The 24,768-nt window shown below is 64.9% G+C and carries 22 protein-coding genes; 4 read left to right on the forward strand and 18 right to left on the reverse strand.

The window, feature by feature from the left end; translation table 11 throughout:
* Positions 1-430: 430 nt before the first annotated feature.
* From A5766_RS14155 to A5766_RS14180, 6 genes are all read right to left on the reverse strand, one after another.
* A complete protein-coding gene (locus A5766_RS14155) occupies positions 431-1,138 on the reverse strand; it encodes an MspA family porin (protein WP_064905117.1) in 708 nt (235 codons plus the stop codon).
* Positions 1,139-1,213: 75 nt separating this feature from the next.
* Entirely contained in the window at positions 1,214-1,861 is a 648-nt protein-coding gene (locus tag A5766_RS14160) for an MspA family porin (protein WP_064905119.1), read from the reverse strand.
* A 701-nt stretch (positions 1,862-2,562) separates the two neighbouring features.
* A complete protein-coding gene (locus A5766_RS14165) occupies positions 2,563-3,219 on the reverse strand; it encodes a MogA/MoaB family molybdenum cofactor biosynthesis protein (protein ID WP_064905120.1) in 657 nt (218 codons plus the stop codon).
* Between the two features lie 161 nt (positions 3,220-3,380).
* Positions 3,381-4,763, reverse strand: coding sequence for a S1C family serine protease (locus tag A5766_RS14170; RefSeq protein ID WP_064905183.1), 1,383 nt, complete (start codon positions 4,761-4,763; stop codon positions 3,381-3,383).
* A gap of 173 nt (positions 4,764-4,936) precedes the next feature.
* A complete protein-coding gene (locus A5766_RS14175; protein ID WP_064863806.1) occupies positions 4,937-6,394 on the reverse strand; it encodes a sensor histidine kinase in 1,458 nt (485 codons plus the stop codon).
* 32 nt (positions 6,395-6,426) lie between these two features.
* Positions 6,427-7,113: a response regulator transcription factor gene (locus tag A5766_RS14180; RefSeq protein WP_005207267.1), complete on the reverse strand. Its 687-nt coding sequence runs from the start codon at positions 7,111-7,113 to the stop codon at positions 6,427-6,429.
* Between the two features lie 171 nt (positions 7,114-7,284).
* Between A5766_RS14180 and dctA the strand changes: the two genes are divergently transcribed.
* Complete coding sequence (gene dctA / locus A5766_RS14185) at positions 7,285-8,700, forward strand: C4-dicarboxylate transporter DctA (protein WP_005207268.1); 1,416 nt, start codon at positions 7,285-7,287, stop codon at positions 8,698-8,700.
* A gap of 94 nt (positions 8,701-8,794) precedes the next feature.
* Here dctA and A5766_RS14190 read toward each other — a convergent pair whose 3' ends face one another.
* Both A5766_RS14190 and A5766_RS14195 read right to left on the reverse strand, forming a co-directional pair.
* On the reverse strand, positions 8,795-10,390 hold the full coding sequence (locus tag A5766_RS14190; protein ID WP_005207270.1) for a 4Fe-4S binding protein: 1,596 nt from the start codon (positions 10,388-10,390) through the stop codon (positions 8,795-8,797).
* Entirely contained in the window at positions 10,390-11,334 is a 945-nt protein-coding gene (locus tag A5766_RS14195) for an AurF N-oxygenase family protein (RefSeq protein ID WP_005207271.1), read from the reverse strand. Before A5766_RS14195 ends, A5766_RS14190 begins: the two co-directional genes overlap by 1 nt.
* Positions 11,335-11,560: 226 nt before the next feature.
* Here A5766_RS14195 and A5766_RS14200 point away from each other — a divergent pair, with 226 nt between their 5' ends.
* Positions 11,561-12,331: an SDR family oxidoreductase gene (locus tag A5766_RS14200; RefSeq protein ID WP_005207272.1), complete on the forward strand. Its 771-nt coding sequence runs from the start codon at positions 11,561-11,563 to the stop codon at positions 12,329-12,331.
* Positions 12,332-12,369: 38 nt separating this feature from the next.
* Here A5766_RS14200 and A5766_RS14205 read toward each other — a convergent pair whose 3' ends face one another.
* The 3 genes from A5766_RS14205 to A5766_RS14215 all read right to left on the reverse strand — a co-directional run bounded on the left by A5766_RS14205 (position 12,370) and on the right by A5766_RS14215 (position 14,597).
* Positions 12,370-13,008: a trimeric intracellular cation channel family protein gene (locus tag A5766_RS14205; RefSeq protein ID WP_005207273.1), complete on the reverse strand. Its 639-nt coding sequence runs from the start codon at positions 13,006-13,008 to the stop codon at positions 12,370-12,372.
* A 184-nt stretch (positions 13,009-13,192) separates the two neighbouring features.
* Complete coding sequence (rpmF, locus tag A5766_RS14210) at positions 13,193-13,366, reverse strand: 50S ribosomal protein L32 (RefSeq protein WP_005174583.1); 174 nt, start codon at positions 13,364-13,366, stop codon at positions 13,193-13,195.
* Between the two features lie 274 nt (positions 13,367-13,640).
* Positions 13,641-14,597 (reverse strand): DUF4190 domain-containing protein, encoded by a 957-nt coding sequence (locus tag A5766_RS14215; protein ID WP_005207274.1) that lies wholly within the window; start codon positions 14,595-14,597, stop codon positions 13,641-13,643.
* 179 nt (positions 14,598-14,776) lie between these two features.
* Here A5766_RS14215 and A5766_RS14220 point away from each other — a divergent pair, with 179 nt between their 5' ends.
* A complete protein-coding gene (locus tag A5766_RS14220) occupies positions 14,777-15,715 on the forward strand; it encodes an AEC family transporter (protein WP_064905123.1) in 939 nt (312 codons plus the stop codon).
* A gap of 91 nt (positions 15,716-15,806) precedes the next feature.
* Here A5766_RS14220 and A5766_RS14225 read toward each other — a convergent pair whose 3' ends face one another.
* Complete coding sequence (locus A5766_RS14225; RefSeq protein ID WP_051993946.1) at positions 15,807-17,327, reverse strand: MFS transporter; 1,521 nt, start codon at positions 17,325-17,327, stop codon at positions 15,807-15,809.
* Between the two features lie 85 nt (positions 17,328-17,412).
* Here A5766_RS14225 and A5766_RS14230 point away from each other — a divergent pair, with 85 nt between their 5' ends.
* Positions 17,413-18,075 carry a TetR/AcrR family transcriptional regulator gene (locus A5766_RS14230; protein ID WP_064863812.1) on the forward strand — a complete coding sequence of 221 codons (663 nt, stop codon included), beginning with the start codon at positions 17,413-17,415 and terminating at the stop codon, positions 18,073-18,075.
* A 101-nt stretch (positions 18,076-18,176) separates the two neighbouring features.
* Here A5766_RS14230 and A5766_RS14235 read toward each other — a convergent pair whose 3' ends face one another.
* The 6 genes from A5766_RS14235 to A5766_RS14260 all read right to left on the reverse strand — a co-directional run bounded on the left by A5766_RS14235 (position 18,177) and on the right by A5766_RS14260 (position 24,082).
* The gene (locus A5766_RS14235; protein ID WP_231894655.1) at positions 18,177-18,833 is read right to left on the reverse strand and encodes a DUF1707 SHOCT-like domain-containing protein; all 657 of its coding nucleotides are present in this window, start codon (positions 18,831-18,833) and stop codon (positions 18,177-18,179) included.
* Positions 18,834-19,093: 260 nt separating this feature from the next.
* Positions 19,094-21,094 carry a vWA domain-containing protein gene (locus A5766_RS14240; RefSeq protein ID WP_064905128.1) on the reverse strand — a complete coding sequence of 667 codons (2,001 nt, stop codon included), beginning with the start codon at positions 21,092-21,094 and terminating at the stop codon, positions 19,094-19,096.
* Positions 21,095-21,129: 35 nt separating this feature from the next.
* Positions 21,130-22,575 carry a sigma 54-interacting transcriptional regulator gene (locus tag A5766_RS14245; RefSeq protein WP_005207280.1) on the reverse strand — a complete coding sequence of 482 codons (1,446 nt, stop codon included), beginning with the start codon at positions 22,573-22,575 and terminating at the stop codon, positions 21,130-21,132.
* 55 nt (positions 22,576-22,630) lie between these two features.
* Positions 22,631-23,200 carry a maleylpyruvate isomerase family mycothiol-dependent enzyme gene (locus tag A5766_RS14250; RefSeq protein WP_064905131.1) on the reverse strand — a complete coding sequence of 190 codons (570 nt, stop codon included), beginning with the start codon at positions 23,198-23,200 and terminating at the stop codon, positions 22,631-22,633.
* 1 nt (position 23,201) lies between these two features.
* Positions 23,202-23,690: an SRPBCC family protein gene (locus A5766_RS14255; protein WP_064905185.1), complete on the reverse strand. Its 489-nt coding sequence runs from the start codon at positions 23,688-23,690 to the stop codon at positions 23,202-23,204.
* A complete protein-coding gene (locus A5766_RS14260; RefSeq protein WP_064905133.1) occupies positions 23,684-24,082 on the reverse strand; it encodes an ArsR/SmtB family transcription factor in 399 nt (132 codons plus the stop codon). Before A5766_RS14260 ends, A5766_RS14255 begins: the two co-directional genes overlap by 7 nt.
* Positions 24,083-24,768 lie beyond the last annotated feature (686 nt).

Here is a 24,768-nt window from a genome sequence, read left to right on the forward strand (position 1 = left end):
AGGTCGCTACAGTAGAAACCGCCCACGGGTGGGGAATTTCAGTGAGCACACCTGGGGAACTTTCTTGAGCCTCGTCAACCGGGCCAGAACAACCACGGCAGGCCGCAGCCCCAGCCGCGCCCGCGTCCGCGTCCGTGGTTCCCGTTCCCCTTCTTCGGGAGCTGAAACCAGCAGCCGAGTTCATCGGCAGCTGACCGCTGGTGGCGTCCGACAACGCCACTGCGCAGACGGTGCCACTGTGTCGATGGTCGATCCCCGAGGCCATCGGCACAGCGACACCTCTCAGGGGCGGGAACCGGATCTCCGGTTCCCGCCCCTGATCTGTCTGGGCTCGTAGAAGGCCTCCGAGAAGGCCGTCACCAATGCCGCAGGGCGGGAACCATATCGGTTCCCGCCCTGCGGTTGGTGTTCAGTTGTGCGACAGGCGTGATCAGCCGAGGGTGAACTGCTTACCCGTGTAATTGACAACGCCCTTGACCGAGTCGGTCTTGACGGTCACCTGCACGATGGTGCGGGCAGCTGCGTAGCCCGCGCAGTTGTTGATCCGGAAACCCTCCTGGCTGTATACAACGCCGCCGGTGTTGCCCTTGAAGGTCAGACCGCTCACTGCGTAGTTGTCGTCGGCGCTGTTGGTGACGTCACTCGACGTGATGCCCATGTTGCCGATCAGCCAGACGCGCGTGACGCCGCCGGGGCCAAGTGTTGCCTCAGCCGACGGAGTAGGTAGCTCATTGCCGTTGGTGTACTTCACGGGCGAATTAGAACCGTCATAGCTCGGGTTCCGCGCCACCGTGCCACCCAGCGTCGGTGAACCGATTCCTGCTTCACCACCAAAGTTAACCTGGCAGCCAACCTCATAGCCGACCTTCACCGCTCCGCCGGTGGCCTTGCCGCCGACGGTGACCTTGACCCGACCCGACCCCCATGCCTCGCGGGTGAGCGGGCTGAGGTTGGTCGGACGCTGCACGTCGACTCGTTCGCCGGTGACCTCGATAGTGACGGGCGTACCGTCAACCAGCGTCTTGACGACCTTGCCGTTGGCGGCGGCGTCACCTGCGCCGATACCGCTCAGACCCATCGCCGCGGCGCCGGTAAGCGCAGCCGCGGCGGTCAAGCCGCGTGTAAAGCTCTTCTTCATGATTCCCCTTTGCGGAATGTCAATCTGCGTGCGAGCAGATAAATCTCAGAGTTGTTACTGGTTACCTGCTGCCGCTCAACTGACGTTGAAGGGCTGGCCATACAGAGTGGACTGGAGAACTGCACCGTCAGCGTTCAAGGTGCCGCCCTTGGGGTCGTAGCCCTTAGCTGCCAGTACCTGCACCACCGAGCGCGCCGCCGCGTACCCACCGCAGTGGGGTAGTTCGATCTGGTAGTTCGAGACCTGGAGCGCCGCTAGCCCCTTGTCGTTGAGGTCGGCGCTGTAAACGTTGGAAACGAAAGTTGCCTGGCCCGGCTTGATCGGGAGGCTCAAAGTGCCACTTCCGCTCAGACTGGTTGTCGAGAAGTCGAAGCCCGTCTTCAGACCGATTGAAATGCCGCTGATGTCAACCTGGCAGCCAACGATGTAGCCGAGCTGCAGAGTGCCACCGACTCCATCCGAACCCTGCGCGGTATAGACACCCGAGATGCTGATGCCGCGCGACAGCGGGTTGTTGGCTACGGTGCCGACCGGTCCGCCGGACTCGCCCTTGCGCCAGATCTGCACCGAGTCGCCGTTGAAGCCCTCGACCTTCTTGTACCCGGGCGCGAGCTTCTGCGCCTCGGCGTGTCCCGCCCCCATGCTGGTTGCGCCAATCACCGCGGCAGCGGCGACGGCGACCGCAGCAGCTCCGCGGCGCCCAAGCTTGCTGAACTTGCTCATTCGTTCCCTCTCACAGGATTCGGCTGTTATCCGAGGGAGACGAACTCGTTCCCTCGGGTTGACCTTGGCGGCTCGCGGGAATCATCGTCCGCTCCGGTTAACACGCTGTTTCGGCGTGCTCACCGAGGCGTTAAAGTCCCAGCCCCCTCGTTCCACTGCTGCCGGCCGACGTTGATCGGACTGCAGGACCACGGCCCCGGCCTCCCGCAGGGACCGAGTGTTGTCGCAGCGAACGTTATCCGAGCGATATCAAAGCGGGCAACAGCAACGCTCAGGCCGATCTCAATATTTTCTTACACGATTCCACAGGAAGAATTCACGACAGTGCCAGGAAAAGTGTTAACAAAAGGAAAACACGCTGCGTCGGCTACCTCGGAGACGCCGTGTCACTCGTAATGCGGAGGCCGCTGGGCGCGGTACCACTCCTGAGAAACACCTTTGTGACCTTCGTCACTCTCATCGGAAGTGGTCTCGGGCAGGTCGTCGCCGAAAACATCGTCGATCCTGCGACGTTGCCGCGATTTCCGTCGTGAACCGTCCTGCGCCCCACGATTCGAGTCTTCACGCGACATATCAATAATTCCGTCTCAAGTCGAAAAGCGGCGAGCCGTCGAATTTTTTGTTAACACAAGGTGAACCGAAGTCATGCAGAGGTGCGCATTTCCTGATATTTCGCGCCATTCGCATGGCCTGGCCTCGGCTCAGAACTCGCTGATCGACTCGATCACGTGCTTCGCGAGCGGTGCGACGGTAGCCATTCCGTCGCGAACGGCTGCGCGCGACTCGGCGATGTTGACGACCAGTGTCTGGCCCGAGATACCCGCAAGTCCCCGCGATAGCCCGCCGTCGGTGGCTCCCGCAGCGAGACCGGAGCTTCGGACTGCTTCTTCAATGCCGCGAAGTCGGCGGTCGAGCAGCGGCTCGGTGGCCTCGGGAGCCACATCGCGAGCACCGACTCCGACACCACCGACCGAAACCACCAGGTCGACGCCCCCGATGACCGCGGTGTTGAGCGCGTTGCGGATCTCGATCTCGTCGCCGGACACGGCTAGCGTCGCGTCGACGTGAAAGCCTGCCTCGTTGAGCAGCTCACCGACCAGCGGGCCAAGTGAGTCGGCGACTTCGCCGTGCGCGATCTGGTCGTCGACGACCACCACCAACGCTCTACCGATCTCGTCGCCCGCGGTCCCGGCCGCCTCGCTGGTGTGGCGGGCAACAAACTCGCGGGCCGCAGCGTCTGCGGCAACCACGTCGGCGGGATCGACCTCGGAGGCCTCCAACGCGATCGGATCGATCACGTTCGACGCATCGTCGTCGGTGAGGGTTGAGCCTTGCGGACTGCGGCTTGATTCGATCATGCTCGCCTCTTTCTCGTTCTCGCCTGTTCTCGCCCCTTGCTCATGGTCTCAGATCGGGGGCCTCGATGATCGGTCGGTGGCATATCACTCTGTGGCATATGAGTCGGTGACACATCGCTTGGTGGCCGGCAGATGCCCGAGTGATCGAGCGACGGCACCGGTCAATTGGTGGTGAGCGTTCCCAGCGTCACCGACGCTGTGCGGGTCTGCCCATCCGCCACGTAGGTGACCGTCACCTTCTCGCCGGGTGCGTGCGAGCGCACCGCGGCGACCAACGCATCGCCCGACGCGATGTTCCGGTCGTCGAGTTTGGTGACGATCGCGTTCTTGGGGATACCCGCCTGCGCGGCAGGCCCACCGGCCGTGACGTCGGAGATCACAGCACCGGGCGTGCTCGCGGGACTGTTCGGCCGCACCGACACCCCCAGGCTGGCGTGAGTCGCCCTACCGTTGTTCCGGAGTTCGTTGGCGACGCGGATGGCCTGGTCGATCGGGATGGCGAAGCCGAGCCCGATGCTGCCGCTCTGCTGCTGTTCGGACGCACCAAGCGATGCGATCGCGGTGTTGATGCCGATCAGGGCGCCCCTGGCGTTGACCAGAGCGCCACCCGAGTTGCCCGGATTGATCGCGGCGTCGGTCTGGATGGCGTCGATGACCGACGTCGTTCCACCGTCGCGCGACGTGGACACTGGACGGTTCAACGCGCTGATGATGCCTGTGGTGACGGTGCCCTGAAGTCCGAGGGGCGCACCGATCGCGATAACTGACTGCCCGACGGCCAGGTTCTTCGACGTTCCGACGTTGATCGGCGGGAGGTTGTTCTTCTCGACCTTGATCACCGCGATGTCGGAGATCGAGTCCGCACCGATCAGTTTCGCCGATGCGCGCGAGCCGTCTTGGAAGTTGACCTGGATCGCCGACGGTCTCCCGCTTCCGGATGAGCCGGCGACAACGTGGTTGTTGGTCATGATGTATCCGTCGTCGGAGAGGATGACGCCCGATCCCTCGCCCGCCTCCGATCCGCTGACCACGTCGATCGACACCACGGACGGAAGCGTCTTGGCGGCGACCTCCTGCACCGACCCCGCGGGCGCGGCAGCCACGTTCTGACTGTTGGTGTTCGGATCGCCGCCGAGCGGCGCCGAACTGCTCGACGTCGAATCATCGTCGGAGACCTTTGCTCCGACGACGCCGCCGATTCCTCCTGCGACCAAACCGATCACGAGCGCGCCACCGACAAGCGCAGCGATGAGCCCGCCGCGCGACTTCTTGGGCGGCGTCGGCTCACCCGCGTCAGGTGCGTCGAATCCTGTCGGAGGCCCCGGAGGCCCGGGCGGCGTCGTCGAACCCGTTGCGCTCCACGCCTGGTTGGGCTGCTGGCCCGCAGGTGGTCCGTAATACTGCTGCGTCGGTGGTGCACCGAAGCCCTGCTGCCCGCCCGGACTCTGCTGAGAATCGCCGTGACCCGAGCCGTACGCGGGAAATCCACCGGTATGCGGGTCGTTTCCGTACGGATTTCCCCCGTGCGGGCCTCCACCTGTCATCGTCGTGCTTCTTTCCTCGCCTTGTTCGGACCGCGCCTTGGCAGACCGCGGACCCATCGACCGATCTTCGACGCCGGACCGCACTTCCCGTCCGGCGCTCACTTGTTGCTCAACACTATTGGACCGTCTGCTCGCGTAGGTAAGCGATAGGCCGGAAGTGTCGTCTCCCGAAACTATTGACGAATCACCTTCGGTGAAGGTTCCACCGGAGTCGGGCGACCGGGCAGAGTCATCGTGATCATCGCGCCACCGAGACTCGACTGATCAGCGCGGACGGTCCCACCCATCCGGTCGACGACCTGCCGCACAATCGCGAGGCCGAGTCCCGAACCTGGCATCGACCGCGACTGCGTCGACCGATAGAAGCGTTCGAACACCAACTCCCGATCCTCCGGCGGGATACCAGGACCCGCGTCGGAGACGGAGAACTCGGCTGTGCCGGTATCGAGCTGTCGCAGCGTCACGAGTACCGAACGCCCACGCGGACTCCACTTGGCTGCATTGTCGAGGACGTTGACCACCGCACGCGAGAGCCCGTGCTGCTCACCGAATACGAACCACGGCTCGAGATGCACCTCGAATTCGACGTCAACGCGGCGTCGACGTACTCGCTCGAGCGCTGTCTCGACGAGTTCGTCGAGGTCGACCTCCTCGAAGACCACCTCGGGGGTGTCCTCGCGCGCGAGGTCGACGAGATCGCCCACCAGAGTGGACAATTCCTCGATCTGCGCCACGATGTCGGAGCGGAGTTCGATCATGTCGGCCGCGGGCACCGCGGGCGCGCCGGGTTCGCTTGCGGCCATGAGCAATTCGAGATTCGTGCGCAAAGACGTGAGCGGAGTACGCAATTCGTGGCCCGCGTCGGCAACGAGTCGCGCCTGCTGGTCACGCGACTGAGCCAACGCGCGCAGCATGGTGTTGAAACTCTCGGTGAGACGCGCCAATTCGTCGTTTCCCGCCACCGGGATCGGGGTGAGGTCCTGCGTGCGCGCGACCCGTTCGGTAGCGCGAGTGAGGCGGGCGACAGGTCGAAGACCCGCACGCGCGACCGTCGTACCTGCGATTGCCGCGAGCGCGACGCCGCCACACCCCACGACGAAGAGGACCCACGCGAGTCGTTTGAGGACACGATCGGTGTGCAGCAGACTCTGCGCGAGGATGAGGGTGTTGCCGTCGTCGAGTTTGCGTGCGAGTACCCGTTGGTTGTTGACGGTCCGCAGACTCTGCAGGTTGTTCCCCGGATTCGACGGAGAGCGCGCGACTTTGCGTTCGACGTCCTCGAATGGCACCGACCCGACGAGGTAGGTTTGCCCGCTCGGTTTCACCAGCGCGAGAGAGATATTGGTGGAGAACACCGTTCCCGCGACCAACGCCTCGGGACGGTCGTTGAGTGTCCCCATCTTCGCGAGCGCGGTCATGCCGTCTGCGCGGGATTCGAGCTGGTTGTCGACCTCGTTGTACATCGCGCGGTACACCACGAAGTACGCGGCAGCGGCCATCAGGCCCACCGAGACCAGCACGACCGTCGCCGACAACAACGTGACGCGCAGGCGCAGCGAGACCAACCGGGTCAGGGGCATCGGGTCGCGCATTTCGCCCGACTTGCCCTCCGGACGCACCCGCAACCACATCCGTGCGAGGCGGAGTCGAAGCACAGACGGCACTACGGCGGCGTCTCACGTAGCACGTAGCCGACGCCGCGCACGGTGTGAATCAGCCTCGACTCGCCGTCGGCTTCGGTCTTGCGCCGCAGGTATCCGACGTAGACCTCGAGCGCGTTGCCCGATGTCGGGAAGTCGTAGCCCCACACCTCTTCGAGGATGCGGCTGCGGGAGAGCACCCGACGGGGATTGGCCATCAGCATCTCCAGCAGCGCGAACTCGGTGCGGGTGAGGCTGATCTGGCGTTCGCCGCGCGAGACGTCGCGGGTCACCGGGTCGAGCGAGAGGTCGGCGAAGGTGAGCGCCTCCGAATCGGCGTCTTCCTCGGGTGCCGCGCGGCGCAGCAGTGCGCGCAGTCGCGCGAGCAGTTCTTCGAGAGCGAATGGCTTGGGCAGGTAATCATCGGCGCCGGCGTCGAGGCCGGAGACCCGCTCGGAGACGGTGTCGCGTGCGGTGAGCACCAGGATCGGCAGGTCGTCGCCGGTCGATCGGAGTCGGCGACACACCTCGAGACCGTCGAGCCGGGGCATCATCACATCGAGAATCGCCACGTCGGGCCGCTCGGCCACGATCTTCTCCAGCGCTTCGATGCCGTCACCCGCGGTGTCGACGGTGTATCCGTTGAACGTCAGCGAGCGGCGCAGCGACTCGCGGACCGCCCGGTCGTCGTCGACAACAAGAATGCGCATGTAGACAGTCTTATCGACTTCGACTGAGAACCCGCTGAGCAACGCGCCGATTACCGACAACTTCGTGACACTTCGCGGCCTTCGGCGGGTTGAGCATGCTTCGCAAACGTTTTTACCTGTCCGCAACCGCTCGCTCACGGAGCCGCACCCGAACGGTCGGACACTTGCGCGATGACAACAGACATCGCACTCGCGGAGGGCCCGGTCGAGTCGTCGAAAACACCGTGGTACCGATCGATGTTCATCTGGTTGCTGGTGGCGATCGTCGCGGGCATCGTCGTCGGGGCGGTGTGGCCGGACTTCGGCTCGGCCCTCAAACCGCTGGCAGACGGTTTCATCAAGCTGATCAAGATGTTGATCGCACCGATCATCTTCTGCACGGTGGTGCTCGGCATCGCCCACGTCGGCGACATGAAGGCCGTCGGGCGGATCGGGGTCAAAGCACTCATCTACTTCGAGGTCGTCACCACGTTTGCCCTGATCTTCGGGCTCGTGATCGGCAACATCGTCAAACCCGGTGCCGGTTTCAACGTGAACCCCGAAACCCTGGCGACCGGAGCCGAAGCCGTCGCGAAGAAGACCAGCAACGGCGAACTCCCCCACACTGTCGAGTTCTTGATGAACATCATCCCGACGTCGGCGATCTCCGCCTTCGCCGAGAACGAGTTGCTGCAGGTGCTGTTCTTCGCGGTCCTCTTCGGACTCGCGCTTGCCAAGATCGGCGAGAAGGCGCCCATCGTGCTGGGGTTTGTCGATCAGTCCAGCCACGTCTTCTTCACCATGATCGGCTGGATCATGAAGCTGGCTCCGCTCGGAGCATTCGGCGCGATGGCGTACATCATCGGCCAGTACGGCATCTCGTCACTGGGCAGCTACGGCAAACTCATCGCGTGCTGCTACCTCGCAGCGGTGCTGTTCATCCTGGTTCTCGGGGTGATCGTCCGGGTCTTCGCGGGCGTCAACCTGTGGAAGTTCATCGTCTATATCAAAGACGAGCTGTTCGTCGCACTCGGCACCGCGTCGACGGAAGTGGTGCTGCCGCGCATCATGACCAAGCTGACCTACGCGGGGTGTTCGCGGTCCGTCACGGGACTCGTTGTCCCGACCGGCTATTCGTTCAACCTCGACGGCGCGACCCTGTACCTCTCGATCTGTGTGCTGTTCCTCTCACAGGCGATGGGCGTGCACCTCAGCCTCGGCGAGCAGTTGACCGCGATGCTGGTGCTGATGCTGACGTCGAAAGGCATGGCGGGAGTACCCGGTTCGTCGTTCCTGGCATTGTCAGCCACGATCTCGGCCATCGGTCACGGATCGATTCCCGTTGCGGCCGTTGCCCTTCTGCTCGGCGCCGACCGCATCATGGACTCGATGCGGGTGTCGGTGAACCTGATCGGCAACTGCGTCGCCACCTTCGTCGTCGCCGCATGGGAGGGCGAACTCGACAAGGAGAGAATGGCACTCGTGCTCGCCGGCCAACCTGTCCCCCCGCTCGAGGAAACCAACCCGATCACCGGCGAGAAGCAATTGCTCCCCGAGGAGGAAGGGCTCGGCCTGCACACCGTCGAAGCCGAAACCAAGCAGGACTGAACCGCGCCGAAACCAAGCAGGACTGAACCGCGCAGAACTGAGAGTTGCAGGGCTGCACGGTTTCAGCGCAGGAAACGTCGAATGTGCTCGGCTGCTACCGCTTACGCCAGCCCGCAGCGCCGACCATGTCGCCCACGCGGGTGAACTTCACTCGCGGACGGCCTTGTTCGGAGCCGCGTCGACGTTCGATCCGGTCGATTGCGCGCATACCGCGATAGCCGATGACGTGGCGAGTTCGCTTGCGTAGCAACGAGCTGAACTCGCCGGGCTGACGCGTGGTACGACTCAGCTTGCCGTCGACCGCGTCGCGGATGAAGTCCTCGACCGTCAACTGGGCGCACTTCTTGTTCGCCCCGATGCCGCCACTCGGACCGCGCTTGGCCCAGCCGAGCACGTACGAACCGGGAATGATCTCGCCCGAGTCGTCGAGCATCCGTCCGTCGACGTTCGGGAACAGTCCACGAGCGTCGTCGAAAGGAAGTCCCGCAATGGGAACCGAGCGGTATCCGATGCTGCGCACGGCGAGGTCGGCGTCGATCCGATGCGTCTGCCCGCCGGTAGTGACGGTGACGCCTTCGACGCGCTCGTCACCGAGTATCTCGTCGGGAGTGCTGTGGAACAGGAACACGATTCGTCGGTGGTCGGGGTCCGCAGGCCCGGTCAGGTCGGGAACTCCGGCGCCGTCGGCGTCGTCGACGACGAGCACCTCGACACCCGGAATCGTCGACAGCGCACGGTATTCGGCCGACGTGTAGGCCGCGTGCGCCTGATCTCGACGACCGAGCAGGACAACCTCGTGGACGTTCTGCTGCTCCAGGATGCCCAGTGCGCGGTCGGCAATGTCGGTGGTGGCCAACAGTTCCGGTGGCGACACGAGGATTCGCGCGACGTCGAGGGCCACGTTTCCGGTTCCGACGATCACGGCGCGTCCGCTCGCCGGATCGGCGTCGGTCGAGCGACGGATCGGCGGAGCAGCGTCGGCGCCGGGCACCGCGTTGTACCAGGCGACGAGTTCGGTCGCCGACGTCGAGCCAGGCAGGTCCTCACCCGAAATGCCAAGGCGTCGTGACTCACTCGCGCCGACCGCGTAGAACACGGCGTCGAAGTGCTCGGCGAGTTCGGCGGGCGTGATCTGACCCTCCGACTCGCCGACCTCGACATTGGTCGCCATCGTGACGCGCGGGTCGCGGTAGAGCAGATCGAATCCGCGCAGGACGCCCTTGGTGCCGGGATGGTCGGGGGCGACGCCCGCGCGAACCAGGCCGCCGGGCGTGGGCAATTTGTCGATAACGGTGACCGAAGCCTCGGTGCGGTCGAGCAGCGTACGCAGCGCGTAGCCGCCCGACGGTCCGGTGCCAACCAGCGCAACACGAAGTCCCGCAGGCAATTTCGGAATCTCGGGGTAGACAACGTCAGACCAGCCCGACTTCACGTCCGGGTTGTTCTTGTAGTAGTCGGCGTTGATCTCGATGAAGACCTTGTCCCTGGTGCCGAGGTTCTCGGCCGGGAAGATCGCGTCGACAGGGCACGCGTCTGCACATGCACCGCAGTCGATGCAGGCCTGCGGATCAATGTGCAGGATGTCGGAGGTGCCGAAACCGCGCTCCTCCGGCGTCGGATGAATGCAGTTGACCGGACACACGGATACACATGCTGCGTCGCTGCAGCAGGACTGAGTGATGACGAACATCAGAGCATGTGCACTTTCCGGTAGTAGTACGCGGCGGGCTTGGTCAGGAGGCCGACCTCGTCGAGGAACTCCATGAGGTGCGCACAGCTACCGCGGATCATCGAGTGGAAGTGCGAGTTGGTATTCATCTCTGCGACAGCACGATCGGCGTCGAGCCCGGCGTCGACGAAGGCCTGACGCTGCACGAGGCTCGACACGATGAAGTAGCCACCGAGCGCGACGTAGAGCGCGCTGAACTGACGGCGGAACCAGCCGACACCCTTCATCGAATCGCGGACCTCTTCACGCGCGAACTTCATGTGGCGCGACTCTTCGAGGACGTGAATCTCGTTGACGGTACGGATGAACGGAAGCACGCGCTCGTCGCGCATGCAGCCGCGCTGGAAGACGTCGAGGACCTCTTCGGCGACCAGGATGCCCGCGAACGCGACCTCGTCCTTGGCGGTGCGCTTGAACAGCTTGCCCGCGCGACCGACCCACTTGGTGGGCTTGTACGACGTGCCGACCATCTTCTCCGACGCCTTGGCGAACATGATCGAGTGACGGCACTCGTCGGCGATCTCCGTGAGCGCGAACTGGAACTCATTGCTGTGATAGGCGCCGAGGTACTGGTCGCGGATGACCATCTCCTGCAGGATCATCTCGAACCAGATTCCGATATTCATGATCGACGCGAACTCGTGACGCGTCACCGAGATCCGCTGTTCCTCGGTCATCTCGTCCCAGTAGTCCGTGCCGTAGAGCGACGACCACTCCGGGCTGCACCCGTACTTGGTCGGGTCCATCGGAAGACTCCAGTCGATCTCCGTCATGGCGTTGCGCGAGAGCCGCGCCGCCGACGCAAGGAGACGCTCGGACACGACGTCGGCACCCTCGTCACGAAGACTCACGACGTTGCCGACGACGTCGTCGGTGGGTTCGGTGCGGTCCATTGCAGCAGTCATGGTGCTCGACTTCCCATCTCCGCCTGCGGCGGAACTCGGCGACCTGAATTTCAGTGGCACAGCGGTGAGGTGTTGACCCTCAGTTTTGTATCAACGACTAATGTCATATCAACGTTTGTTGTCAAGATAGCACCCAGGTGTGAGGTAGTAAACAACTCGGACATCTATACTGGCGAGTAAGTTACGGAAGCGGAACGTCGTCGCAGTTCAGAAGGGCAGGAACCTCATGTCATCGATCTTCATCACCGGTGGGGCCGCGGGTATCGGCCTGGCCACGGCGGAGCGTTTCGCACGCGAGGGGTGGACCGTCGGCGTGTACGACGTCGACAACGACGCGCTCGACAAGGTGAAGGCGAACCACCCCGATTTCATCACCGGCAAGATCGACGTCCGCGACCCCAAGGAGTGGGACGACGCCCTCGCCGACTTCACAGCACACACCGGCGGAACCCTCGACGTCCTCGACAACAACGCCGGCGTGCTCACCGAGGGCAAGCTCGCCGACATCTCCCCCGACGCCGTGCGTCGCCAGATCGACATCGACGCCCTCGGCGTGACGCTGGGAGCTCAGGCCGCACACAAGTACCTCAAGAAGACGCCGGGCTCGCACCTGGTGAACATCGCCTCGGCGTCGGCGATCTATGGGCAGCCGGGCATCGCCACCTACAGCGCCAGCAAGTTCTACGTCGCGGGACTCACCGAGGCACTCGAGCTCGAGTGGGAACCCGACGGCATCCGCGTCGTGAGCATCTGGCCGCTGTGGGCCAAGACCGCGCTGGCGGCCAACGGCGCCAAGTCGACCAAGACGCTGGGCGTGCGGATCACCCCCGAGCAGGTCGCCGACAAGATCTGGGAGTCGGTCCATCCCACCAAGAATGATCTGCGGCTGCACCGCACGAGTTACTCCGTCGGCACCCAGACGCTCTTCCTGGGCAACGCGGCAAAGTTCATCCCCAACTCGCTCAACCGACTGGTGAACAAGGTCATCGCTCAGTAGTCACCCGAGACGGGCGGTGAGAGGTGTATCGCCGCCCGTCACCCGCGACGACGCCGGTTGTAGCCGACGCCGCGTGGCGCCATCGGCAGCCGCCAACCGAGGACGAGCGCAACCAGGCGTAGCAGTGCGCCGACGATGAGTCCTGCGATGACCCAGACCTGCGACGGCAGGTCGGAGTACGTTCTGCCGATCGCGACTACCGCGGCAGCGACGATTGCGGGCACCGCGTAGAGATCGGCTGGTTGCAGGAGCAACGGAATCTCGTTGGCGAGCACGTCGCGCAGGACGCCACCGCCGATCGCCGCGAGCATCCCGATGAGGGTTGCGGCGAAGGCGTGCGCGTGATGGTCGATCGCGATACTCGCGCCGGTGGCGGCGAACAATCCCATGCCGATCGCGTCGAGGACAACGATGGTCCGACGCAGCAGCGCAAACGACGGATGAAAGATCACGGTCACCAGCGCGGCGATCAGTGCTGTCGTGACGGGGACCCAATTGTCGAGCGCCGAGGGCGGGGTGATGCCGAGCAGAAGATCGCGCAGAATGCCGCCGCCGACTCCGGTCAGCACCGCAACCGTCGCGATCCCCCAGATGTCGAAGTCCTTTCGGATTCCGACCAACGCTCCCGACGCAGCGAACACCCCGATACCCGCGATGTTCAAGATCGCAAGCAGCATCGGCACCTCGCTTTCACGGCGACCACCCGCGCTTTCACGGTGTACTTCCGCACTGGAGGACTTTCACGGCGTAGTTCCGGAGGAGTGCACATCCAGGCGTACTTCCACAGAACAGCACAACTGCCGCAACGTCTGGGACGTTGCGGCAGTTGTGCTGGATTAAGTCGCTGAGGTTATGTCGCGATCAGCGGCGGTCGAGATCGATGATGCCAGCGCGCGCAGCCTTGACCAGACGACGCGGGATGCGCTGAGCGACACCGTTCACCTTGACCTCCTGCAGCGCGGGGTTGTCCGCTTTCCACTGCGAACGACGGCTGCGGGTGTTGGCCCGCGACATCCGGCGCTTCGGTACAGCCATGGTTGTGCCCTTCTCTACTGTGTCCTTACGGACTGTGTCTCACTGTGGTCCTCGCGGACAGGTCACTGTGGTCCTCGCGGACCTGCAACCGTGGCCCTCGCGGACCGTGCCCTCAGGTCGTCCGTTCTCCACAGAGTGGGGCGTCGACCGGCGTGGTGGACGTGCCACGCAACCCTCGGGCGCAGCACGCAACCTCTCTAGACTACCGGTCGCGCGGTCAACCTCCAAAACGACGGGAGTGAATGGCGCCGACGTCGGGCGCGATCAGCCTCTGTCAGTACGTCGAGCTGTCGCTCAGATCCCAGTTGCCCGAGCTCAAGAACGCAATCCAATAGATGACCCCGATGACCACGCCGATCGCGCCGATGATGATGCCCGCGAGTGCCATCCCGTCGCCCTTCTGGGTTCCATTGGAGGCACTGATCTGTTTACGCGCGACGAAACCCAGCACGATGCCCACCGCCGGGACCACGATGGTGAAGCAGCACGCAAGGGTTCCGACAATCGACACGATCAGCGACGCGATCGCCATACCGTTCGTCGTCTGCCCCGCCGGATAGCCGGGCTGACCGTACGCGGGCTGACCGTACGCGGGTTGTCCGTACGCCTGCTGGCCATAGCCGGGCTGACCGTACGAGGACTGGCCGTAGGGCGGTTGACCGTACGGTGACTGCCCGGACTCGGCGGACGACTGACCGAAACCCTGCGGCGTGCCGTAGTCGGGCTGCGCCGAGGACTGGCCGTACTGGGGCGTCGAGCCGTAGTCGGGGGTCGAGCCGGGTGTCTGGCCGGGTGTCTGACCGTAGTCGGGTGTCTGGCCGTATTGCGGAGCCTGCGAGCCGGAGCCGTAGTCGGGTGTCTGGCCGTACTGCGGAGCCTGCGAGCCCGAGCCGTAGTCGGGCGTCGAACCGTACTGCGGCGGCTGGTACGTCGACTCGCCCTGCGAGGGCGGGCCGTAGGCGGAGGGGTCGAACTTGGTCGTCGGAGGCTCAGGTGATCCGCTGCCGGCCGGCGGAGTTGAACCCGAGGCCCCCGAACCCGAGGCCGCTGAACCAGAGGCCCCCGAACCAGCTGAGCCGGAGCTTGGCCGCTTGATCAGCGAGGTGGCATCGTCGCTCGGCGTCGACCCAGGTGCGTCGGCGCTGGGTGAGCCGGAAGCGTCGGAGCCGGTCGAGTTCTGGTCTGGGCGCTCTGGATCCGATGCGCTCGAACCTCCATACGGAGTGGACATCTGCGTTCACCTCTCTGGGTTCGCCCCTTTGGGTTCCCTCGTTGGGATCGCCGTCGGCGTTATCGCCGCACCGACCGTACTGTCAGAGGGACCGGGCACGCCCCGCAGGGCGTGGTCACTCCAATGCTGCCGCCAGCTTAGTGAAAAGCGCACAAGCCCGGCTGCATACACTCATCCGAGTGTCAGGCGTCGTCTCAGGTTTCACCGTCATCTTCATTCTGGTGGCCATCGGATTCGCCCTGGGCCGGACGCAGATCCTCGGTGAACACGCCCATGACGTGATGTCGCGACTGGTGTTTTTCGTCTGCACGCCGGCGCTGCTGTTCTCGTCGCTGGTGACCTCCGACCTCTCGGTCATCTTCTCGTCGACGCTCGTCATCGCAGGAGTCTCGGCGTTTGCGACCGGAACGCTCTACATCGTGATCGCGCGCGGGGTGCTGCGACGTCGCGAGGTGCCGGAGCTGACCATCGGCGCGCTCTCGTCGTCGTACGTCAACAGCGTCAATCTCGGTCTACCGATAGCGATCTTCGTTCTCGACGACGCCTCGTTCATCGCGCCGTTGCTGCTGTTTCAGATTCTGATCTACTCGCCGCTGGCGTTGGGCGTCCTCGACGTCACCGCGTTGGACCGCACCGCGGGAAAGTCGGTGCTGCGCGACACCCTGCGACTCCCCCTGACCAACCCGATCGTGATCGGCGGGCTGATCGGAGTGGTCGTCTCGCTGATCGGGTGGCATCCGCCCACCGCGATCCTCGAACCGATGAAAATGCTCGGCAGTGCGTCGGTGCCCGCGGCGCTCCTGGCATTCGGAATGTCGCTGACAGGCGTGCCGCTGTTCAAGAAGGGGCAGAGTCCGCGGCGCGAGGTCGCACTCGCGACCGTACTCAAGATGCTGTTCATGCCCACGTTGGTCTACGTGATCGCGCGATGGGGGTTCGGCGAGTCAGGACACACGTTGTTCGCACAGGTCGTGATCGCGGCGCTGCCGACCGCCCAGAACGTGCTGGTCTACGCGACGCGGTACCGGCGGGGGCAGGTACTCGCGCGCGACACCGCACTGCTCACCACCCTGGTATCGATCCCCGTCATCGCGGTGATCGCGTGGTTGCTGGCCTGAGCGACCGAGTTGCGGCGGAATCCCCTCAGTTGCGTGGGACGCTCGGGGGCATTTTTGTACCCCTGTGTCCCACGCAACTCGAGCCAGATCGTCAGTCGACGTCGACGGACCCGGTCGCGAACTCGCCCGCGGCACCGAGCGCGATCTCTTCTTCACGCTGGTGCGCCGTCAGGTGGTGCGGGCTTCGACGTGGAATCCCGAAGGCCGCGAGCAGGGCAGCGAGCGCGAACGCTCCGGCGCCGAGCAGGAACGCGGCGCGGTAGGCGTTCTCCGTCGGAAGCGAGACCGCGGTGCCACCCACGACGTGAATCGCGACCTCGGCAGCGAGCACGGTGATGATGACCGCGCTGCCGATCGCGCCACCGACCGTGCGCATGATGGAGTTGATCGAATTGGCGATGCCGGTTTCATGCGGCTCGACATTTTCGACCAGGAGCGCAGGCATGGCCGAATATGCCGCGGCCACAGCCACATTCGCAACGATGAGGCCGGCGATCATCTCGCCGGTGTTCTCGTGCAAGAAGGTCAGCATCAGCATTCCGACCACGCCGATCACGCTCGCACCGAGCAGCACGATGCGGGGACCCACACGGCCGACCAGTCCGCCCGCGACCGGGCCTACGAGGATCGACACGATCGCGCCGGGAAGCATGAACGCCACACTGGTCCGTAGGACAGAGGCGCCGAAGCCGTAGCCCGCCAACGCATCCGGCGTCTGCACGAAGTACGTCGCGCCGAGGAACACGCTGAACATCGCGAACCCGACGCACAGCGACGCGACGTTCGTGGCGAGAACTGCTCGCTGCTTGAGCAGGTCGACGGACACCAGCGGCTCGCCGCGTCGACTCTGCAGTATCCAGAAGCCGCCGAGCACGACGACGGCGGCGACGTAGAGGCCGATCACACGTGCCGACCCCCAGCCCCACGTGTGGCCCTGCGACGTCGGCAGCAGGAGGCACACCAGACCGATCGCGAGCACCAGCGCACCGAAGTAGTCGACGCGACCGCCCGTTCCCGGTCGAGACGGAATCGCGAAGATCACGAGCACCAGAACGACGGCCGACATCGCCACACACAGCCAGAAGATGCGCCGGTAGTCGGCGCCGCCCTGTGTCAGCAGACCTGTTGCCACGAGCGCCAGCCCGCTACCGACTCCCAACGACGACGCCGTGATCGCCATCGCCCCGGTGAGACGTTCGCGGGGCAGCTCCTGCCGCAGCACGCTGATCGCCAGCGGGAAGAGTCCGAAGCTCGCACCCTGCAACACGCGACCGACGATGAGCAAGTCGATCGAATTCGCCAGCGCCGCAATGAGACTGCCCACCAAGGTGATCAGCAGCACCGCGACGATCACTCGCTTGTGCCCGTAGACGTCGCCGAGACGCCCGAACAGCGGAGTGAATGCCGACGCCGCCAGCATCGTCGCCGTGGTCACCCATCCGACAGTCGTCAGCGAGACGCCGAGCTGCTCACCGATCTGCGGCAGCGCGGGCACCGCGAGGGTCTGAATCATCGAGAGCAACAGCACCGACGCCGCCGCGGCAACGACGATCAGTGCTGTCGACGAGCGCACCTTCGAGGGTGCCTGCTCCGGAGCTGCCGCTTGTGTCATACGGGACAATCTAGAACAAAATCGACGCTTCGTCGATTTTTGTCGACGACTAGTCGAAATTGTCCGGATTTCCTACTATGGAGGTATGACGACCAAGGCGCCCGACGATTCGCAGGCCAACCCGGCCCGCCGTAGAGGTGCTCGCACCAAGGGCGACGAGCGTGAAGATCAGATTCTGAGCGCGATGCGTTCACTTCTCGCCGACCATCCGATCGACGACGTCACCATCGACGACATCTCTTCTGCGGCAGGCATTTCACGAACGAGCTTCTACTTCTACTTTCCGTCGAAGCAGGCCGTCCTCACGACGCTCATGGAACGGATCTGGGACGACTTCGCCAGCACTCACGACTGGTTCGACGCCGTCGGACCCGACCCCGACGGCCTGCGCGAGCAACTCGACGCCGTCGCCGCGATCTGGCAGACGAACGGATCGATCATGGCGTGCGCAGCCCGGACCGGATACACCTCCGGTTACGCGCCGCTACAGGACTTCCTCGCGCGAGCACGCGCCCGATTCGTCGAACGACTCGCCGCCAAGATCGAGCGCGATCGATCAGCGGGGCTGGCGCCCGACGGTCCGCCAGCCGCCAATCTGGCAAACCTGGTGGCCGTGATGCGCGACGCAGGCCTGAGCGAACTGACATCGTCCGCGGGCACGGTTCCTGCGGTCACGGTCCCCGCGGACGACGCTCTCGACACACTCACCGTCGCCATCCTGCGGATGATCTACGGTCGCATCGACTGACGACCCCGCGAGCGCGATCAACAGCACCGCGCGAGCGCGACCAACAGCACCGCGCGGGTGCGATCAGCGACACCGCGCGGGCACGATCAACAGCACCGCGATCAACGACGCTCCTTGCGCTTGACGTCCACTCCGCCCATCAACGCGAATCCGGTGACGTGGACAGTCGGAGCGCCGGGGCGCCCGGGCCCCTCGGCTTTGCTCTCGAATCCGCCCATGATGGCGAGACCACCGACCTCGAGGGTCACATCCGGCGGCACGATGACGTCGACGCCACCCATGATCGCCACACACTGGACAGTCAGCACCGGTTCGGTGAACTCGACCTCTCGCAGGTCGATCTCGACGCCGCCCATGATCGCGGTCGCCTCGAGCTGATCAGCAACCGCCGCACGGCCTTTCAGCTCCGAGCCGGACATGATCGCGAGTCGATGACGCACCGGCTTACGCCCCGACCCCGTGCCGGGACGCGTCACGCCCGTCGGGTACGGGTCGCCGGGTCGCGGCAGGGGTACACCGAGTTTCCCGACGGGAAGGTCGTCGGTCAATGCGTCGAGATCGCCGAAAGTCTTTGCGGTAGAGGCCTTCAGCGCCCGCTCCTCGTATTCGCTCGGCGTCAGCGCGCCGCTGGTCATCGCCGCGGAGAGGATCTGGTGCACGAGTTCGCGGTCGGCGTCGGCCGCTCTGAGTCGGTGATCGGGCGCAGGCGTACCGCCGGGAGCCGCGGCCTCGTGCTGGGCGGGACCGAGCTTGGTCAGGTCGGGCTTGGCGGGCTCAGCGTTTGCCTGCTCAGCGTTGGCCGGCTCAGGCTTGCCCGACTCGGGCTTTGTCAGATCCGGCCCGGTCGATTCAGGAGCTGCCGGGTCATGCCCAGTCGAATCGGGTTCTGGCAGTTCGGGCTCTGGCAGTTCGGCGGGAACGCTCATACCGTCGACGTTAGTGATCGCATGCGGCGCCCGACACCCTGAAATACCCTGACTCGTCCCCTGATTTCTCCGAGATCCGCCTCACGCGCCGATCAACCGCGGCGCGGACGCCGTGACCGCAGGTAGTCTCCGACCACCGCGGCGCCGAGTCCGTCGACGTCTGGGGCCACCACCCGACCGCCGATCCTGCGGGCGATCTGGTCCATGAAGTGCGCGAGGCCGGGGTCCTCCCCCAGCCGGAAGAACGTGACCTGCGCACCCATCCGTGCGACGTGGTCGAGTTCGCGCACGGTGAGCGCGATGGTCTGCGGGTGCGGCGGATAGAAGAAGAACGGCTCGCCGCTCGGGTCGAGGTGCGCGGTGGGCTCACCGTCGGTGACGACGAGGACCACCGGCTGCGCGTTGGGGAATCTCCGCAGGTGCCGTTGGGCGAGCAACAGTGCGTGGTGCAGGTTGGTTCCCTGTTCCATCCGTGGCTGCAGGCCGGTGAGTTCGGCGATGTCGATGCTGCGGGCATATCGTCCGAACGCGATCACTTCGAGTTCGTCACTGCGAAACCTGGTGGAGATCAAGTGATTCAGCGCGATCGCGGTCCGCTTCATCGGCGTCCAGCGACCTTCCATCTCCATTGAGAACGACGTGTCGACCAGCAGCACCACCGCGGCCTGTGTCCGCGCCTCGGTGTCGGCGACTTCGACGTCGCGGACCGAAATGTGCACACCCTCGCGAGCCATCGCCGACGGCGCGTTCACGGGATCGGAACTCTCGGAGATGGTGCGCAACACCGCATTCGAGACAGTTCTCGTGACATCCCACGGGTCGGTGTCGCCGAACTCCCACTCGCGCGTCGCCCCGGTCGGCTCGCCGAGCAATCCTGATTTGCGAGTCTGTCGGTCACCCCGACGCCCCGACATCTGGTCGGCGATGTCACGAAAGATGGTCTGCCCCAACTGCCTCATCGCCTTGGGGCTCAGCCGCAGAGTCCCGTCAGACGTGCGGTCGAAGAATCCCTGCTCGGTCAACGCCTTCTCGAGCTCGGCGAGTGTTCGGGCGTCGACGGCCGCCTGGTCGCCGAGTTGTCGTGCGAGGGCGTCGAGGTCGATATCGTCCATGCGCGCGCCGGCGTACTGCTGCGAGAGTTGCTCGGAGAGCGCGTCGAGTTCGGAGATGTCGCGCAGCGCCGCCGCACCCTGCCCCAGTCCCATCTGCTGATCACCCGAGAACGACTCGCCGCCATCCCAATCGAGGCCCGGCCTTGCCTCGCGCAGCGCCGAATCCATTTGCGCGAGTTGATTCATCAAGTCGGGTGACCCGAACGCCTGCTGCGCGAGCTGATCGAGTTCTGCTCGTTGTTCGGGCGTGAGCGAGTTGTAGAACTGCTGTGCCGCGGCGGCACGTTGTGCGAGCGAGTCGATGAGTTCTTCTGTGTTGCGCGGGTTTTCGGGGAAGTAGTCGCCGTGTTTGCGCATGAAGTCGTCGAATTGCTCACTGGTGTCCTCGCCACGATTGTGGGCGTCGAGAAGCTTGTTGAGGTCGGTGAGCATCTCGGAGATGGCCTCACGGTCCTGATCGGTGGCACCCTCGAGCGCTTCCTTCATGCCCGCGAAACGTTGGTCGAGCAGTTCTCGCCCGAGCAGATCCTTGATCTTCTCGAAGTCCTCGCGCGCCTGAGGACTCCGCCAGTTGTACTCCGACAGTTCCTCGACGGCCTGGGCGGTCGACGGCGGCAAACTCCCGATCTGCATCTCGGCGAAACGCGCGTCGTCGTCGAGGTCGCGTGCGAGTTGCTTGCGCTCCTCGAGTACCGCGCGGTCGAGGAGCTCGCGGATCTCATTGAACGTTCCGTCGAGGTTCCGTTGCTTCAACAGCTCCTGCCGCCGACGGTTGACCTCTTCGCGCAGCTTGTCCAGCCCGCGCATGTCCTGAGTCCCGCGCCGCAGGAATTCGCGCAACGCGCGCTGCGGCGACGCCCCCGCCATCACGTCGTCGCCGATCTCCTCGAGCGCTTCGCGGAGATCGACCGGCGGCGCAAGCGGGTCGGGGCCACCGGTGTACCGCTGATAGCGCGAACGGTGAAAGTTCTTCTGAGCCATGTGTATACGTCCAGCCCGATGTCGTACGGCCGAGATCAGCCGTAGATGGTCTGCCCCTCGTCGTCGGCTTCCTTGCCGATGCGACGGGCCAGAAATAGTCCCTCGAGCGCCAATTCGAGTGCGCTCGCACGCTCACCGTCGGCCTCGGCGTCGAGACGCTCGGCGATGCCGTCGAGGACACCGGCCGTCGTCTCGGGTGAGGGGATCGACGCCAAGAAGTCCGACGCCGTGACCCTGTCGCCGGTGACGACGGGCTCTCCGTTCTCCAGGGCGTCGACGAGCGGCGCCATGTCGATGCCGCCGAGGTGTGCGCGCACGGTGTCAGCGACGGATTTGCGGAGCAGGTGCTCGAGGATCTCGAGCTCGCGCCCCTCCTCACCCGACTCGAACTCGATCTTGCCGCGCAGCACCTCAATCACCGATTCGAGGTCGACGACGCGCGCAACGGGCACGTCCTCCCCGGTCACGGTGGCGCGATGCAACGCTGCGGCGGCGACGGTCTCTGCGGCCGCGATCGAGAACCTCGCCGAGACGCCCGACCGCTGATCGATCGACGGATGGTCACGCGCGTAGCGGGTGAAGCGGGCGAGGATCTCGGTGATGAACGTCGGAACCGTCGCCGTGAGGTCGGCTTCCTGCTCGATGACGGAGATCTCGTCGTCGAGTTCTAGTGGGTAATGCGTCCGGATCTCGGCGCCGAAGCGGTCTTTGAGTGGTGTGATGATGCGGCCGCGGTTGGTGTAGTCCTCGGGGTTCGCGCTCGCCATGACCAGCACGTCGAGTGGGAGCCGCAGCGTGTAGCCGCGCACCTGAATGTCGCGCTCCTCCATCACGTTGAGCATGGAGACCTGGATGCGTTCGGCAAGGTCGGGCAGCTCGTTGATGGCGACGATGCCACGGTGCGCACGGGGAATGAGTCCGAAGTGGATGGTCTCCGGATCGCCGAGGCTGCGCCCCTCGGCCACCTTCATGGGGTCGATGTCGCCGACGAGGTCGGCAACGGAGGTGTCGGGTGTCGCGAGCTTCTCGCTGTAGCGCTGGCTACGGTGACGCCACTCGATCGGGAGCTCGTCGAGAAGTGCGGCCGCACGTCGAACCGACGCGGGCGTGATCGGCTCGTACGGATGCTCGCCGAGTTCAGAGCCCTCGATGACCGGCGTCCACTCGTCGAGCAGGCCGACCAATGTGCGCAGAATGCGCGTTTTGCCCTGACCGCGTTCGCCGAGCATGACCACGTCGTGGCCTGCGATCAGCGCACGCTCGAGCTGCGGGATGACCGTTGCCTCGAACCCGACGATTCCCGGCCACGGGTCGTCGCCCTCGCGAAGCGCGGTGAGCAGATTGTGGCGGATCTCGTCACGCACACTGCGCTGCACATGGCCGCTGGCACGCAGCTCACCGACGGTTCTTGGTGAGGGTGGGCGACTTTCGGTGGTTTGGGAGTTGGATGTGGTGAAGTTCTCCTCTGGCACCTTCTCCACGGTACTCCCGTCGACGTCGCGGGCGCCGGGTTCACGACTGCGTTCGCCGCTGGACTCAAGGACGCCAGGCGGGATCGCGACCGATGAATCCGACGAGCCGCGTGACCGGATCGGCGTCGTCGTCGACGGGCACCGCCGGTCCGTACTGACCTGAGGATCGCAGCAGCTCCTCGATACCGGTCATGCCGTCGAGCAGTCGTTGCGCGAACACGGGGTCGAGGTCGGGGGCGCGACCTCCCGCCGCCGCGAGATCCCACGTGTGCATGAAGACGTCGGCCGTATAGAACTGATCGACCGCGTCGGCGAGGCGATGTTCACCGACCATCGGGTGCGCGAAAGCCGAGTCCGACGACGGGCCGTCGAGCAATTCCCCGATCGCCGCGCTGCGCGCCTGCCAGGCGGCGAGTGGGTCGTCGGCGACTGTCGGGCCGTCGGGTAGCTGCACTCCCCCGGCGGCGAGGAAGCCCGCGAACCAGTCGACGAGATGAGCGACGACGTCGCGCGCCACCCATCCATCGATGGGCGTCGGAGCATCCCAGTCTTCTACTGCTGCAACCTCTTCGGCGAATCCGTTCGCGACGATGCGATGCCGGTCGGCCGGGGTGAGCTCGGTGATCGACGTCATGTCAGAGTTCACCCAGCAGGCCGTCGAGCTTGGCGTAGCCCTCGTTGACCCCGACCTCCATGCCCGACGACAACCAGCCGTCGCGGGCTTCGAAACTGTCGCAAAGGGATTGGGCGTGCAGGCGCGTGGTGCCGTCGCCGAGGTCCTCGAAGTTCAGCGTCTCCAGCGCCACCTGATCGGGCATGCCCTCCCAGGTGAAGGTCTGCACGATCGTGTCGTCGGACACGGTGTGGAAGCAACCGCGGAAGGCGAATTCGTCGTCGTCACGCGATGACACATAGCGCCAGCTCCCACCGTTGCGGACGTCCCACTCGACGATTCTGCTACTGATCGAGTGCGGCCCCACCCAGCGCACGAACAGCTCGGGATCGGTGTGTGCTTTCATCAATTGTGCTGGGGTGCCGCGGAAGTCGCGTGTGATGCGGATGATCGGCACCTCCCTGTCGGCCTCGATGGTGGCTTCCGGATAGCGCGTCTGCGTGCTCATGATGCCTTGCCCTTCTTCATCGGTGTCTCGTCGCCACGGCGAACCGCGTCGTTCTTCTCTGCGTCGTCCATCGTCGAGTTGTTCATCTCTGCCAATACGACGTCGAGACGCTGATAGCGCTCCTCGGCCGCGCGGCGATACCGCTCGATCCACTTGGTCATGAGGTCGAATACCTCGGCTTCCAGGTGGACAGGACGGGTCTGCGCCTCCCGGGTGCGGGTCACCAGGCCTGCGTCTTCGAGCACCTTCAGATGCTTCGAGACCGCCTGGATGCTGACGTCATAGGGCTCGGCGAGCTGACCGACCGTCGCGTCGCCGACCGCGAGCCGCGCGACCATGTCACGCCGGGTCGGGTCTGCCAGTGCGGCGAATACCTTGGACAGCTCGTCTGCCACTCGTCCTCCTCAACCGTTTGGTTGAATACGAGTGTGCGACGGGGCCATTGGATTGTCAACCCTTTGGTTGAATACTCCGCGCGCCGCACTTGTCGCTGGTCGAGCTTGTCGAGACCACCCGCTGGCCGAACGCACCCGTCGCTGGTCGAGCGCACTTGTCGCTGGTCGAGCTGAACCCGCTGGTCGAGCCGAACCCGCTGGCCGAGCGCACCATCGCTGGTCGAGCTTGTCGAGACCACCCGCCGATCGAGCGCACCCATCGCTGGTCGAGCTTGTCGAGACCACCCGCTGGTCGAGCTTGTCGAGACCACCCGCTGGTCGAGCTGGACGCGTCGCCGGTCGAGCGCACCCGTCGCTGGTCGAGCTTGTCGAGACCACCCGCTGGTCGAGCTTGTCGAGACCACCCGCTGGTCGAGCTTGTCGAGACCACCCCGCTGGCCGAGCTGCCCAGCCAAAGTGGTTTCGACTCGGGTGCTCGCTGCGCTCGCGCCCGCTCAACCAGCGGAAGACGGGCCCGGCCCGCTGCTCGAGCTGAATCCGCCAAAGTGGTTTCGACTCGGGTGCTCGCTGCGCTCGCGCCCGCTCAACCAGCGGAAGACGAGCCCAGCCACCCCGCTAGTCGAACTGACCCGGATCCTCGCTACGCTCACGCCCGCTCAACCAGCGGAACACGGCCCCAGCCCGCT

The sequence above is a fragment of the Gordonia sp. 852002-51296_SCH5728562-b genome (genome assembly GCF_001665475.1).
In the GTDB taxonomy this organism is placed as follows: Bacteria; Actinomycetota; Actinomycetes; order Mycobacteriales; family Mycobacteriaceae; genus Gordonia; species Gordonia sputi.

Excerpts from the sequence above, each read along its gene's own strand:
- A5766_RS14250 (WP_064905131.1), bottom strand. The coding sequence starts at position 23,200 with ATGACGTCGATCACCGAGCTCACCCCGGCCGACCGGCATCGCATCGTC.
- A5766_RS14155 (WP_064905117.1), bottom strand. The coding sequence starts at position 1,138 with ATGAAGAAGAGCTTTACACGCGGCTTGACCGCCGCGGCTGCGCTTACC.
- A5766_RS14175 (WP_064863806.1), bottom strand. The coding sequence starts at position 6,394 with ATGTGGTTGCGGGTGCGTCCGGAGGGCAAGTCGGGCGAAATGCGCGAC.
- A5766_RS14160 (WP_064905119.1), bottom strand. The coding sequence starts at position 1,861 with ATGAGCAAGTTCAGCAAGCTTGGGCGCCGCGGAGCTGCTGCGGTCGCC.
- A5766_RS14200 (WP_005207272.1), top strand. The coding sequence starts at position 11,561 with ATGTCATCGATCTTCATCACCGGTGGGGCCGCGGGTATCGGCCTGGCC.
- A5766_RS14215 (WP_005207274.1), bottom strand. The coding sequence starts at position 14,597 with ATGTCCACTCCGTATGGAGGTTCGAGCGCATCGGATCCAGAGCGCCCA.
- A5766_RS14165 (WP_064905120.1), bottom strand. The coding sequence starts at position 3,219 with ATGATCGAATCAAGCCGCAGTCCGCAAGGCTCAACCCTCACCGACGAC.
- A5766_RS14230 (WP_064863812.1), top strand. The coding sequence starts at position 17,413 with ATGACGACCAAGGCGCCCGACGATTCGCAGGCCAACCCGGCCCGCCGT.
- A5766_RS14190 (WP_005207270.1), bottom strand. The coding sequence starts at position 10,390 with ATGTTCGTCATCACTCAGTCCTGCTGCAGCGACGCAGCATGTGTATCC.
- rpmF (WP_005174583.1), bottom strand. The coding sequence starts at position 13,366 with ATGGCTGTACCGAAGCGCCGGATGTCGCGGGCCAACACCCGCAGCCGT.
- A5766_RS14170 (WP_064905183.1), bottom strand. The coding sequence starts at position 4,763 with ATGACAGGTGGAGGCCCGCACGGGGGAAATCCGTACGGAAACGACCCG.
- A5766_RS14225 (WP_051993946.1), bottom strand. The coding sequence starts at position 17,327 with ATGACACAAGCGGCAGCTCCGGAGCAGGCACCCTCGAAGGTGCGCTCG.
- dctA (WP_005207268.1), top strand. The coding sequence starts at position 7,285 with ATGACAACAGACATCGCACTCGCGGAGGGCCCGGTCGAGTCGTCGAAA.
- A5766_RS14195 (WP_005207271.1), bottom strand. The coding sequence starts at position 11,334 with ATGACTGCTGCAATGGACCGCACCGAACCCACCGACGACGTCGTCGGC.
- A5766_RS14180 (WP_005207267.1), bottom strand. The coding sequence starts at position 7,113 with ATGCGCATTCTTGTTGTCGACGACGACCGGGCGGTCCGCGAGTCGCTG.
- A5766_RS14205 (WP_005207273.1), bottom strand. The coding sequence starts at position 13,008 with ATGCTGCTTGCGATCTTGAACATCGCGGGTATCGGGGTGTTCGCTGCG.
- A5766_RS14240 (WP_064905128.1), bottom strand. The coding sequence starts at position 21,094 with ATGGCTCAGAAGAACTTTCACCGTTCGCGCTATCAGCGGTACACCGGT.